Here is a 13,968-nt window from a genome sequence, read left to right on the forward strand (position 1 = left end):
TTTAATTAGGTACAATTCATATAAATTTTCCTACAAACAATTCCATATTTTTAAGTTTTATTAAATATTTGACTTTTACCCTAGTCCAACGATGACAAAAACTAGGGAGAGTCGTTGTGCAACATGGATCTTCTTCGCGCCTACGCGCCATTTTTAATGTAACCAGCGGTAATTTTCTCGAACAATACGATTTCTTTTTGTTTGGTTTATATGCCAAAGCCATTGGTGAGACTTTTTTCCATTCTGACAGTAGCTATGCTGCTCTGATGAAGACATTTCTGATCTTTGCAGTGAGTTTCCTGATGCGCCCGATTGGTGCTTTAGTTTTAGGTCCTTATGTCGATCGGATTGGTCGTCGTAAAGGTTTGATGGTCACGTTAAGTATTATGGCGGTGGGTTCACTTCTGATCGCGTTAACACCCGGCTATGCCACACTCGGGTTTGCCGCTACAGCATTGATTTTTATTGGTCGTTTGGCACAGGGCTTTTCAGCAGGTGTAGAGCTTGGCGGTGTTTCGGTCTATCTCTCTGAAATTGCGGAACCACATAACCGTGGTTTTATGACCAGTTGGCAATCTGCCAGCCAGCAAGTTGCGGTCATTTTTGCAGCAACATTGGGCTATATCGTGAGCCTCGCCTTTACCAAAGCGCAAGTGGATGCTTGGGCATGGCGCATTCCATTTTTTGTAGGTTGTGCCATTATTCCTTTTATTTTCTGGTTACGAAAATCCTTACAGGAAACCGAAGCTTTTGCATCACGCAAGGAACATCCAACCACTCGCCAAATTCTGTCAACACTGGCAGCCAACTGGAAAATCGTGTTGATTGGAATGTCGATGGTCGCAACCACCACGACCATGTTCTATTTTATTACGGTTTACACCCCGACTTATGGTAAAGAAGTTTTGCATCTGACGACCGCAGAAAGTTTGATTGCAACGGTGATGGTCGGTGCGAGCAATTTTATTTTATTGCCAATTGGCGGTTATTTATCTGATAAATTTGGACGTAAACCGCTGTTGATTACGACCACCACCCTGATTTTTATCACGGCTTATCCACTTCTCAGTTGGTTAACGCAAAATATTAGTCTAAGCCATATGCTGATGGCATTGTTGTGGTTGTCGCTACTGTATAGTTTCTATAATGGTGCGCTGGTGGTGTCACTGACTGAAATGATGCCAAGCTCGGTACGTATTGCAGGGTTTTCGGTGGCTTATAGCTTGGCAACGTCTGTGTTTGGTGGCTTGACGCCGATGATTGCGACGTATCTGGTGGAACAAAGTGGCAGCAAAAGTATGCCTGCTTTTTGGCTGATGTTTGCTGCAATTGTGAGCCTGATTGCAACATTGATTGTGTTTCGTCAACGTCAGTCAAAAACGACTCAACCGCCAAAAATTAAGGCACAACTAGCATCCACTCCATCACATTAATTCACTGAAAACCTCTGACTTGAAGATATCATTCAAGTCAGAGGCCAGATACAAAAACTGATTTCTTTAATCAGCCTGAAGTTGTTTTAAAATCGTTTTCAGTACCTGAATACGTGCCGTGTATTTATCGTCAGTTGCCACAATCGTCCACGGTGAAAATTCGGTACTGGTTCGCTCAAACATATCTGCGGCAGCATTTAAGTACTCATTCCACTTACTGCGATTGCGCCAGTCATCTTCGGTAATTTTAAAGCGTTTATGCGGGGTTTTTTCTCGGGCATGAAAACGTTGTTCTTGCTCATCTTTACTGATCGATAACCAGAATTTAATGATCACAGTCTGGCTATCAATTAAATCTTTCTCAAAACGATTAATTTCATCATACGCACGTTGCCATTCTAACTCACTAGCAAAACCTTCTACACGTTCCACCAAAACCCGACCATACCAACTTCGGTCAAAAATACGAATATCACTACAATGATCCAGCTTTGTCCAAAAACGCCATAAATACGGATGACGCAACTCGTATTTTTCTGGCGCGCTAATGGTAAAAATATCGTACTCACGCGGATCAAGCCGTTTAATAATCCGCTTAATCGAGCCACCCTTTCCTGCGGCATCCATCCCTTCAAAGACAATCATGACCTTACGCTCATCGTAACGCATTGCTTCAGCGACATGGCGGCTCAGTTTTTTGAGTTTTTTCTTATATTGTGCCTTTTCCATCTTCTCTGTATCAGGATGCAGCAGTTCATGTGGAATTAAGGCCTGTGGCCAATGTTCCTGCCCCTGTGTGGGATGCTCAGGTAAATCCTTCATTGCCTGTAAAATCGACTGTGCAAAGCTTTGATCACGAACTTCTGGCTCTTCACCATCGATGATGATCCAATCTTGTGTAAAACGTTGTCGCAACTTTTGCAAATTGTCATATTGCTTTTTATTACGCCAATCCAGTCCGTGCAATTTATGCCATTGTCGCTCAGAAGCATCGATATGATCTAAACGTTTTTGGAGTGATTTCCACGACAAATCGAACCAGACTTTGATCACATCAACCTGATTATTTTTTAGATCTTGTTCAAAGGCTCGCATGTTTTCTGCATAGGCATCAAACAGGGTTTCATCCAATGGTTTAGAGACATGCATCGCCGTGGTTAATAAATCACTATACCAATTGCCAAACATCACCGCAATTTGACCTTCACGCGGAATAAAATTGACATAAGGCTGCCAAAATGCCTGATCATTTGACAACATATTCGGCGGATCTGCTTTGACTTTTAAATATCTTGGATCGACCCATTCTCTGAGTTGTTTAACGGACTCACCTTTTCCTGCCAGCTCTATTCCGCTGACCAGTACCAACACACTTTTAGCATTTTTTTGGCCCCAGCTATTTTTTAAAGTGTATTGAGCTTCGATCAGATCGATAGATAAACGATGTTCATCAATTAACTCACAATGTGCTTGTTGTTCACTCATGATCTATACATTTTTTGCTTATTTTTTTGAGTATAACCAAATGTTCGGGCAGCTTGAGGCAAATGCATGTACTATTTATGTCAATTGATCATCTATTGAATCGGACTGACTTCGAATTCACTATTTTAATATGGAAACGTCATAGCGCTCTTGATTCAAGCCTTTTATGCTTTTGATAAACTGATTATTTTGAGTTATTTGAATGTCCAAACTTGCTCCTTTTGACAACTTACTTCAACAGTATAATGCCTTTGAATATCATCACGACCCTGTATTATTAAAGCGTTTAAATGATGCCCAGCACTGGCTTAAAGAGCGGATAAAACACACTCATCAAGCACATTTTGATCAGCCTAAAAATCAGTTAATGGCACAGTATTTTCTTAATCGTTTATATGGTGGCCCAGATTTTGATCCACTGGCGTTACAAATTGAACGTCTACTTAAATATGCCCACAAAGCAGAAAAACTGTTACCAGACAATGCCATAAAAACGGGAACTAAATCCGTCAGTTTAGCTGTACTCGCCATGCAACTGGATGAGCAAATTGCCATTCAATTACTTAAAGATTATCCAGCAGATGCACCAATCACAGACGAAATGATGCGCCAGACGTTGATCAAACTGGATCAAAAAGAGCAACGTTTGATCCAGCTACAACTTCTGGATGACTTGGGTGAGGCCCTCGATAAATACATGCGGTCACTGATGATGTATGCTGCTTTTAAAATGTGTAAAGGCGCAGCACATAAATATCAGTTTGACTTGATGTATGAGTTTATTCAGGAAGGTTTTGTTGCCATGAAACCGCTTAAATCTGCAGAACAATTTATTAAAACCTTTAGTGCAGTTGAACGTGATATTATCGAGAAAGTGCATTCGGATCATCCAGATCCTTTTCGCTAATTTCTGATCTGCATGCGCTGCTAAAAGAGGCATGAAATGCCTTATTTTTATCATTTTCGGTATAGTATTAATTACGATTGTATGATGATGACTGTAAAACCATACTAAACTCTGTCATCATGCAGATAGCCATAATCACTTTATAATGTGTTTAAATTTAGGAGCGACAAGATGTCTAACGAAAATCAAAAGCCCACTTTTTCAACTGAGCAGGCATCGCGTTCAGACAACAATAATCCTTTCCTAAATGAACCACTTCCGCAAGGTACGCCGCAAGGTCAGCAACAATCATTACAACAAGGTTTTACTGATTCGCAAAGCCATCATGTCCCGAAATACAACCTCCCGCGTGGTGCAGGACGGACAGGTAACGTCGGTGAAACTACCCACTTCGGCTATCAAACCGTAAGCTCAGAAGACAAAGCACAGAAAGTGGCAGAAGTGTTCCATTCGGTTGCCAGCAAATACGACATCATGAATGACCTGATGTCATTTGGTATCCATCGCCTCTGGAAACGTTTTGCCATCAATATGTCTGGCGTTCGTCGCGGTCAACAGGTATTAGATATTGCAGGCGGTACAGGTGATCTCGCCAAAGTCTTTAGTCGTGAAGTTGGCCCACAGGGTCATGTGGTGTTATCTGATATTAATGAATCGATGCTGAATGTGGGTCGTGACCGCTTACTCGATGCAGGTTGTACTAATGTCGATTTTGTACTGGCAAATGCTGAAACATTAGAACCTTTTGCAGATGAAAGTTTTGATCTGGTGACGATTAGTTTTGGGTTACGCAATGTCACGGATAAAGATGCCGCACTTGAAGCAATGTATCGCGTCCTAAAACCAGGCGGTCGATTACTGATCCTTGAATTTTCAAAACCTGTATTTGAACCTTTTTCAAAACTATACGATTTATATTCATTTACTGCATTGCCGATCATGGGCAAACTGGTAGCAAACGATTCGGAAAGCTATAAATATCTGGCTGAGTCCATTCGTATGCACCCTGACCAACGTACACTTAAAGGCATGATGGAAAAAGCGGGCTTCCAAAGCTGCGACTATCATAATTTAACAGGTGGTATCGTTGCGGTACATCGTGGTTTTAAACTTTAAAGGTCAATGATTATGTGGTCGATTCTTGCGCTCGGTGCAGTCGAACGCGGTATTCATCATTTTATTAATCTGGATGCCATTACCCGCATCCAGTTGAATCAACTACAGGGGCAATTGCTGCGAGTCGTGATCGATAGTCCGCAGCTTTCGGTTGATGTTTTTTTTGATGATAATAAAGTTCGCCTTGAGCCTACTGTGACGGGTCATAGCTCAGCACCATCTATATTTGAAACGCGTCCTTTTGATGAACAAGTCAGAATCAGCGAAGCCACCGCCACGCTACATGTTAAAAATGTGGTGGAATTACTCAAGCTTTTAGTCGGCGATGCTGATCAAATTGGGAATATCCCTCTGACAGGTGACTATCATCTGTTACAGGATATTCAACGCATTATGCAGCAAGCTGAACCAGATCTGGCAGCCCATTTAAGTCCGTGGATTGGTCCAACCTTGGCGCACGAATTGGCTAAAATCAGTCTGGTGCCGAAACAGATTAAACGGAGTCTGCAAAGTCATCTTTTTTTTGCAGAAGATGCCATTAAAGAAAACAGCGGTCTTTTTGCACCCCGTTGGCAAATGGATGATCTGAATCAGTCCACACGGCAGCTTAATCAGGAAATTGATCGCCTTGAAGCCAGACTGCAACAGCTTAACTCTCAATTTAATAGAACAAACGATTAGGTAATATCCCATTATGATTCCGCACGTTACACGGTTATTCGAACTTTGGCGCATTGCAGCACATTATCGACTTGACACCCTGTTCCCTGCGGAAGAATTCCCCCCAAAAGCTCGGCATGCTTTGGCTTTGATTCGCTTACACCCAGCTGCTTGGTCGAGTCGTGAACGAAAAAATCCGTTGAAGCTCAAACAAGCGCTTGAAGATATGGGGCCCTTGGCGATTAAATTAGGACAGTTATTGTCCACACGCCGTGACCTGATTCCACCTGAAGTCTTATCGCAACTGGTTTTATTGCAAGATCAGGTCAAACCTTTCGATGCACAAGTCGCCAAACAACGTATTCAGGAATCGTTAAAAGCTGATGTAAATACTTTATTTGCACGTTTTGATGAGCAACCTTTAGCTGCTGCTTCAATTGCCCAAGTCCATACCGCGGCTTTGCATGATGGTCGTGAAGTGGTGGTTAAAGTCACACGTCCTGATATTCGTGTACAAATTTTACAAGACTTTGAAATCATTACCTGGTTAGGTCAATGGTTAGAAAGTCGTTTAGAAGCCGCTCGTGCCTTACATTTGACTGAAATTATTCAGGATTATCGTCAGATCATTTTAAATGAACTAGATTTAACCATTGAGGCTGATAATACCCGTCGTATGCGCCATTATTTTACGGGTTCTAGCATGATGTATGTGCCAGAAGTCTATATGGACAGTAAAGATGTCATGGTCGCAGAGCGAATTACCGGTGTGCCTATTTCAGATACTGCCACTTTTGATCGTTTAGGCATGGATCGCGCTGAACTGGCAGAAAAAGGCTTGATTATCTTTTTTACCCAAGTCTTTCGTGATAATTTTTTCCATGCCGATATGCATCCCGGCAATGTCTTTGTCGAAACTATCAATCCTGTTTCACCGCGTTATATTGCACTGGACTGTGCGATTATGGGCGAACTCTCCAAACAGGATCAGATGACCGTTGCACGGATGTTGCTGGCGGTCATGAATAATAATTTCATGCAACTGATTCAGATTGTGCATCAGGCAGGATGGATTCCACCAGGAACCGATCAGGATGCATTGGCAAGAGAAATGCGTCGTACCGTTGGGCCAATGGTGTCAAAGCCGATGGATCAACTGGATTTCGCTGGGATTTTATTGCAGGTCATGGATATTGCCCGACGCTTTCGTTTGGAAATTCCACCACAATTGATGTTGCTCCTGAAAACACTGGTGCATGTCGAAGGATTGGGAACAGATCTTTACCCTCAATTAGATATTTGGAAACTGGCAAAGCCGATTTTGACCGAATGGGTCAAATCCAATATGAATCCTGTCAAAAACATGAAAGAAATTGGTCAGCAAATTCCAGATTTATTACTGGGTGCGCATGACTTACCGACTCTACTTATTGACAGTTTAAACGGTTTAAAAAATCAATCTGCATGGCATGATCGTCAAGTTCGGGAAATTCAACAACTACGTATGCAGATTCAGCAGCAACAGCAGCGTAGTTGGATATTTGGCAGTATCATATTGATATTACTAACTATCGCCATTATTTCACCGTGGTATATTTCCATTGTCTTGATTGCGATGACTGCGCTATTCGCGGTTTGGCGTATTATTAAATAACTGGTATTAAAGATGGGGAAGCTATATTTTTCCTCATCTATCTTCAAAATAAAAGATCGATAATAATGAAAAAAATCAAGAATATTGCCATTATTGGTGCAGGAACAGCGGGTTTAGCCACCGCCATTTTATTTGCCCGACAGAATATTCAGGTCACTTTATTTGAAAAAGTCGATTGCTTACAACCTGTCGGCGCAGGCTTGTTATTGCAACCTGCTGGATTGGCAGTTTTTGAGCATTTGGGAATTTTACCAGGCACCTTAAAACTCGGAGCAATCGTCACAGGTCTGGAAGGTCGACTCGCGAATCAACGTTTGTTAGTAAATAGTCATTATCATGAAGTCGATCCACAACATTATGGTATCGGGATTCATCGCGCAACCTTGTGTCATTTACTGAGTTCAAAATTACAAGACTATGCAGCATCTGTAACATGGAAAATGGCACATGATATTCATCGCTTACAAGAACATCAGCAGGGCGTCACAATTTTCGGTCAGCATCTTGGACTACCCTTTGAGAGTAACTTCGATGCAGTCATCATTGCCAATGGTGCACGTAGTCATTTACGCCCTACGTCTTGGGTAAAAGTCGATAAGCCTTATCCGTGGGGTGCGGTGTGGAGTATCGTTCCTGAATGCCAAACTCTAAACCCTCAAATTTTGCATCAATTTTATGACCGTTCACAAATCATGATGGGCATATTGCCTACAGGCGCAATTCCACAAGCTCCGACTCAACGTCTTTCGAGCGTATTTTGGAGTTTGCCCACTCAGCAATTACAACTCTTTTTAGATAATCCCGATAAACATGAATTTTTGCTTCAGCAAATTTCTCCTCGCTGGAAACCTGTTGCTGACTGGCTTGAACAAGTCATGCAGAAACAAGACAGTTTACAATGGTTATCTGCTCAATATCGCGATGTAGTGATGACAAAATTTGGACAAGGTCGTATAGGGGTCATTGGTGATGCCGCGCATGCGATGAGCCCTCAACTGGGACAAGGCGCCAATATGGCCTTATTGGATGCGTGGGCACTAGGACAAGCCATGCAACAATTTCCAGATCAGCAAGTCGATTGGACAATGTTCTGGCAGCATTATCATCAGTTACGTTATTCTTCCACCCAATTTTATCAAATGTTAAGTCGGCTACTCACGCCCCTCTATCAATCTGATTCAACTTGGGCAGGTTCGTTCCGAGATGTGAGTTTTTATTGGATGTACCAAATTCCTTATTTACGTAAACAAATGGCACTCACTATTTCGGGTTTAAAAACCTCTCCGCTACAGCATATGAATTATGCGGAAATTGCGCAATCGCAGTCTCAATCATCTATTTTAAGTCAAAACTAAATTTAGAACTGGTTAAGGCTCATCGCTTCCCATCATAAAAAAGATGAGTTTTTTTCCGAAATGATCAACAGATGCCGTACACTATAGAGTGCGATGAATAACCGCAAATGAACTTATTTAATCCATAATTCTGGTGAATCTTTATGAACAACGTGCAATGGCTCGATGAAGTAAAATTTAACGAACAAGGTCTTATTCCTGCCATCGCACAGCATCATCTAACCGGCCGTATTTTGATGGTGGCTTGGATGAATCGTGAATCACTTGCTCTAACCGCAGAAAAACAACAAGCGGTTTATTTCTCACGTTCTCGTCAAAAACTTTGGCACAAAGGCGAAGAGTCAGGTCATTTCCAAACCGTGTATGAAATTCGTCTGGACTGTGATGGCGATGTGATCGTGTTGCAAGTGGAACAGCATGGTGGAATCGCTTGTCATACAGGTCGAGAATCGTGTTTTTATCGTAAGCTCACATCGCAAGGTTGGGAAATTGTCGATGCGCAACTGAAAGATCCGACAGCCATTTATGGTGCCTCTGCTAAAGATGCGCATGAACATACAGCACCACAAGAACAAATTGATGTTTTGGCGCATTTGGGACAATTGATGCAACAACGCAAACAAGCGGATGCTGATAGTTCCTATGTTGCAAGTCTGTATAAAAAGGGCTTGAATAAAATTTTGGAAAAAGTCGGCGAAGAAAGCGTTGAAACCATTATCGCCGCGAAAGATTATGCCGTTCAGCCGACACAGGAACATTTAAATGATCTGATTTATGAAACTGCCGATTTGTGGTTCCATAGTATCGTCATGCTCGGTCATTTTGATCTCGATCCCAAACTGGTATTGGAGGAATTGGCACGTCGTCAGGGACTCTCAGGTCTGGTTGAAAAAGCCAATCGTACGCAAGGATAATTATTGACTGTGTCTAATTTTGAGAAACCCAAAGCGACGTATGAACAGGCAACAGCTATCGATAATGCGCGTCTGGGCGAATCTTTTAAAGTTATCGCGTATGCAGGCACAGGTAAGACCACCACATTACAATTGATTAGTGATGCCATGCCTCAGCGGCGTGGTATGTATCTGGCATTTAATAAAGCCATTGCCAGTGAAGCACAGCAGAAATTTCATCGTAACGTTGACTGTCGTACTTTTCACTCTTTAGCCTTTCGTAGTGTTCCACGTGGCGTCACCGATAAATTACGACTACCGCGATTGAGTCCTAGCTTTATGGCTAAAGATTATCGCTTGGAACCTGTGACCCTGCGCCGTATGATGGGCGGACGTTATGAAAAATATGTATTGATGCCCAGCCGTCTGGCCAGTTTAGTCGCCAATGCCGTCAGTTATTTTTGCTCGACCAGTTCGCAATACCCCGCGCCACGTCATATTCAAGCGCCCAGTTGGCTACATCCTGATGATATTGAAAGCCTGCAAAAACATCTCTATCCCGCAGTGGAACGACGTTGGCTAGAATCGATTGATCAAAATCATCAGGCAGGAATTGGGCATGATATTTACCTGAAACTGTGGGCACTCTCTGAACCGAATATTCCAGCGGATTATGTATTGTTTGATGAAGCACAGGATGCCGATCCATTGATGCTCGGGATACTGCTTAGACAACGTAGCACACAAGTGATTTATGTCGGTGATGCACATCAGCAAATTTATGCTTGGCGCGGTGCAGTCAATGCCATGCAGCAACTACCACTGCCCGAATCACGCTTGACCACCTCATTTCGTTTTGGTGAACAAATCGCCGATATTGCCAACTATTTATTAAGTGGTTTGGATGAAACAGTTCCCTTATTAGGAAATCCAAGTCTCACCTCAAAAGTCGTCAATAAACCCCATACCAAACAACGCGATGCCATTCTTTGTCGTACTAATGCCCGTGCAATGGAACTACTACTGGCAGGTCTGGTACATGGCGATAAAGTCAGTTTGCAAGCCGATCATAATAAACTCAATCGTTTTGTCGATGCTGCAAGTCTATTAAAACAAGGCAAACGCGTAACCGATGTGCCAGAACTAGCTTGGTTTAATTCATGGCATGATGTGCATGAATATTGTGAAACCAACGATGGTAGTGATATTAAACCACTGGTGAAACTGGTCGATGATCATGGTACGGATCCTTTAAAACGTGCATTGGCAAAAATCACGCCTATTGAGCAAGCAGATTATGTGATTTCCACTGCGCATAAAGCCAAAGGTCTGGAATGGGATCGGGTGCATCTGGAAGATGATTATCATTTTAAAATCAATGGATTGGAACATAAAATAAGTGATGAAGAACTGAGACTGCTTTACGTAGCCTGTACACGTGCTAAAGTAAGTTTAAATATTCATCATATTTATGACCTTGTTCAGCAGCTCAAACTGCAAGCACCGCAAAGTTTACGCAAATCCTTAGCGGTCTAAAACATCGCGTTCCAACTCTGGTGGGCATATGAAACTTGAATCTATTCGTCTTAAACATACAGGCTTGTTTAGTAATTTACAGGTTCAATTTCTTTATCCACATAAACCCATCACCCTCATTTTAGGTGAACAGGCGACAGGTAAAACCACGCTCCTTAAACACATTTACCAAGCCTTGAGCTGGTTTCCAGCACGATTAAAAGATAGTCGTACGGCGGGTGTGGTCATGCTAGATCAGGATATTTTAAATTCAAGAATCCAATCCAGAATAGAGCTGAGTGTTAAAATTCCAACCGAAATCGGACAACTTCCAGAAGGCAGTCAATCTCAGGAAAGTGATGCCTCAATCTGTACATGGAAACTTTATAAAACCCTGAATAGTCAGGGAATTGGCATCAGTCAGGCAGAAACACAACAACTGGAAGAATTAACGGCTCTATATCAAAAAGCCATTAAACAGGATCCTTTACAAGGTCTACCTTGTATTGCCTACTATCCATCTGACCGATTTATTAATGAAATCAATTTACTCAGTAAAAATATTCCTGCGGTATTTCAGGCTTCTTCCGCCTATGATGTCGCGGCAATTCCATTTACCACCTTTGCCCGTTTCTTTGAGTGGTTCCGCGAAATCAGTGATATCGAAAATGCTCAAAGTGCACAGTTGCTACAGCATATTTTAGATAAATTTAATGCGCAGAGTTTGCAACATCTGGAACAGGAAATTTTTCAGACACATGCGCAACTCAACTCTCCCAATTTGCAGGCATTAAAAAGCAGTCTAAATACTGTTTTCCCTGATATTACCGATATTTATCTACAATATCAGCCGAAACTTCAGCTGATGCTCAGCTATCAAGGACAAAATCTAAGCTATCAACAACTTTCCAACTCCATGAAAACATGGATTGCATTGGTAGGAGATATTGTACGTCGCTTATGCTTGCTGAATCCTTTAAGTCTTTATCCCTGTCTTGAAGGTGAAGGAATTGTACTGATTGATCAGATCGATACCCAACTCGATCAAACTTTATGTCGTGAGATCCTGCCGCGTTTACATCAGGCTTTTCCACGTTTACAACTGATCGTGACTGGAAATCGTGAAGAATTGCTTGAACATGCATTTGATTATCAATGTCTGCGTTTGTCCAATAAGCAAATTTCACCCTTAGTGCTCGAAAATACCCATGATCTCTATGACCATGTTTACCAAAATTTATTTAATCATTCTTCAGAACCTGATTTGAATGATCTAAGTCCGACACTTGCCAATGAACCCGATGTAGATCAGCTGCTTGAATTATTAGCGCATTTAACTGATGCACAAAAACAAGAGATTCTGCAATATTTGCAATCAGATACCAAGCATTTAAATGAATCAAGATTGTCCGAAAAATAAAGGGTTTCATAATTTAGACATCAAATCATTTTTCATGTTATTATTGAAAATAACTATCAATACACTTGAGAGCGCGTGTTCTGATCACATCTTTAAGTGATTGATATTTTGTTATTTTAGTGTAAAAACAGTTAACAGATGCAGGGTTAGCGCTGTATACTTTTTCACACGTATTTTTTGTTTCTTGCAAGTCGCGCAATACAACTTGTTTTTTCTTTTTACCTACATTTATGGTTTTCAGGTGTCAAACTTTTGGAATTCTCTTTGAGTTCCTTTAGATCCTGAAAAATAAGATTCACGCTTAGGTTCCGACCTAAATCACCACATGGATACGAGTGTGCTACCGATTATTATCTTGCTACCGTTAATATTAGGCACCACCCTTGTTGCATTGCTACAGCGTTTTTCGCGGGAAGCAACGGCTTTAGGGGCAATTGCAGTCAGCTTGACCTGTTTTGGGTTATTGCTGACTGAGGCAAAACAGATTTTTGCTGGTGCGGCCATTTTACAAAGCTGGGACTGGTTACCACAGCTTGGACTGAATTTAAGCTTTCGTCTGGATGCACTTGGACTCTTGTTTAGCCTACTGATTACAGGCATTGGCACCCTCATTTATATTTATGCTTATTATTATTTAAGCCCTCGTAACTCTCTTGCCAAACTCTATATGCTGCTCATGGTTTTCATGACAGCCATGCTCGGAATTTCACTCTCCAATAATTTAATCTTGCTCTTGGTGTTTTGGGAATTAACCAGTATTTCATCTTTTTTACTGGTGGGCTATTGGAGCCATTACGAGGCCGCACAACGTGGTTCTCGAATGGCACTGACCATTACAGGCATGGGCGGTCTAGCCATGCTAGGTGGTTTTATTTTGATTGGGCAAATTACTGGAACCTATCAGATTGATCAACTGGTCAATATGAAAGAGATGATCCAGTCTCATGCCTTATTTGTTCCTGCACTACTTTTAATTTTACTGGGTGCATTTACCAAAAGTGCACAGTTTCCTTTTCATTTTTGGCTTCCCAATGCCATGGCAGCGCCAACGCCTGTATCGGCTTATTTGCATTCCGCCACCATGGTCAAAGCAGGGATTTTTTTACTCGCTCGTCTTGCTCCAATTTTCATTGGTGCCGCGCTTTATCACAATATTGTCACTTTTGTCGGTTTATTTACGCTTTGTATGGCGGCTTTTTTCGCCATTTTCAAAGAAGACCTCAAAGGCTTATTGGCGTATTCGACCATTAGCCATCTTGGTTTAATCGTATGCTTATTGGGGATTGGCTCTCCCCTTGCTGTTGCCGCAGCCATTTTTCATATTATTAACCATGCCACATTTAAAGCGGCGCTGTTTATGATTGCAGGCATTGTTGATCATGAAACAGGAACCCGAGATTTACGCAAACTCAGTGGCATTTGGCAACTACTGCCTTTTACTGCCACTCTGACCATGATCACAGCTGCCTCAATGGCAGGTGTTCCACTGACCAATGGTTTTATTTCCAAAGAAATGTTCTTTACCGAATT

11 protein-coding genes are annotated in these 13,968 nt (G+C 41.9%); 10 read left to right on the top strand and 1 reads right to left on the bottom strand.

The window, feature by feature from the left end:
- Positions 1 to 116 precede the first annotated feature (116 nt).
- Positions 117 to 1,433 carry an MFS transporter gene (locus JR005_RS03415; protein ID WP_044434041.1) on the top strand — a complete coding sequence of 439 codons (1,317 nt, stop codon included), beginning with the start codon at positions 117 to 119 and terminating at the stop codon, positions 1,431 to 1,433.
- Between the two features lie 66 nt (positions 1,434 to 1,499).
- On the opposite strand, the gene JR005_RS03420 is transcribed toward JR005_RS03415, so the two are convergent.
- Positions 1,500 to 2,918: a phosphate--AMP phosphotransferase gene (locus JR005_RS03420; RefSeq protein ID WP_218665559.1), complete on the bottom strand. Its 1,419-nt coding sequence runs from the start codon at positions 2,916 to 2,918 to the stop codon at positions 1,500 to 1,502.
- 202 nt (positions 2,919 to 3,120) lie between these two features.
- Between JR005_RS03420 and JR005_RS03425 the strand changes: the two genes are divergently transcribed.
- The 9 genes from JR005_RS03425 to JR005_RS03465 form a co-directional block, all read left to right on the top strand.
- The gene (locus JR005_RS03425) at positions 3,121 to 3,825 is read left to right on the top strand and encodes an FFLEELY motif protein (protein ID WP_004994215.1); all 705 of its coding nucleotides are present in this window, start codon (positions 3,121 to 3,123) and stop codon (positions 3,823 to 3,825) included.
- Between the two features lie 171 nt (positions 3,826 to 3,996).
- Positions 3,997 to 4,941, top strand: a complete 945-nt coding sequence (gene ubiE, locus JR005_RS03430; protein WP_004994218.1) for a bifunctional demethylmenaquinone methyltransferase/2-methoxy-6-polyprenyl-1,4-benzoquinol methylase UbiE — start codon at positions 3,997 to 3,999, stop codon at positions 4,939 to 4,941.
- A 12-nt stretch (positions 4,942 to 4,953) separates the two neighbouring features.
- Positions 4,954 to 5,622, top strand: coding sequence for a ubiquinone biosynthesis accessory factor UbiJ (locus JR005_RS03435; protein ID WP_005001211.1), 669 nt, complete (start codon positions 4,954 to 4,956; stop codon positions 5,620 to 5,622).
- Positions 5,623 to 5,635: 13 nt separating this feature from the next.
- Positions 5,636 to 7,255 carry an ABC1 kinase family protein gene (locus JR005_RS03440; RefSeq protein WP_005001208.1) on the top strand — a complete coding sequence of 540 codons (1,620 nt, stop codon included), beginning with the start codon at positions 5,636 to 5,638 and terminating at the stop codon, positions 7,253 to 7,255.
- A 65-nt stretch (positions 7,256 to 7,320) separates the two neighbouring features.
- Positions 7,321 to 8,610 carry an FAD-dependent oxidoreductase gene (locus JR005_RS03445; RefSeq protein WP_218665560.1) on the top strand — a complete coding sequence of 430 codons (1,290 nt, stop codon included), beginning with the start codon at positions 7,321 to 7,323 and terminating at the stop codon, positions 8,608 to 8,610.
- Between the two features lie 143 nt (positions 8,611 to 8,753).
- Positions 8,754 to 9,524, top strand: a complete 771-nt coding sequence (hisIE, locus tag JR005_RS03450) for a bifunctional phosphoribosyl-AMP cyclohydrolase/phosphoribosyl-ATP diphosphatase HisIE (RefSeq protein WP_004994229.1) — start codon at positions 8,754 to 8,756, stop codon at positions 9,522 to 9,524.
- Between the two features lie 9 nt (positions 9,525 to 9,533).
- Complete coding sequence (locus JR005_RS03455) at positions 9,534 to 11,039, top strand: UvrD-helicase domain-containing protein (RefSeq protein ID WP_004994232.1); 1,506 nt, start codon at positions 9,534 to 9,536, stop codon at positions 11,037 to 11,039.
- A 28-nt stretch (positions 11,040 to 11,067) separates the two neighbouring features.
- Positions 11,068 to 12,438 carry an AAA family ATPase gene (locus tag JR005_RS03460; protein ID WP_004994234.1) on the top strand — a complete coding sequence of 457 codons (1,371 nt, stop codon included), beginning with the start codon at positions 11,068 to 11,070 and terminating at the stop codon, positions 12,436 to 12,438.
- Between the two features lie 325 nt (positions 12,439 to 12,763).
- Positions 12,764 to 13,968: proton-conducting transporter membrane subunit (locus JR005_RS03465; RefSeq protein ID WP_267460115.1), on the top strand; the 1,205-nt coding region annotated here is incomplete at its 3' end.

It is taken from the genome of Acinetobacter sp. Colony158, from assembly GCF_019264745.1.
Classification (GTDB): domain Bacteria; phylum Pseudomonadota; class Gammaproteobacteria; order Pseudomonadales; family Moraxellaceae; genus Acinetobacter; species Acinetobacter ursingii.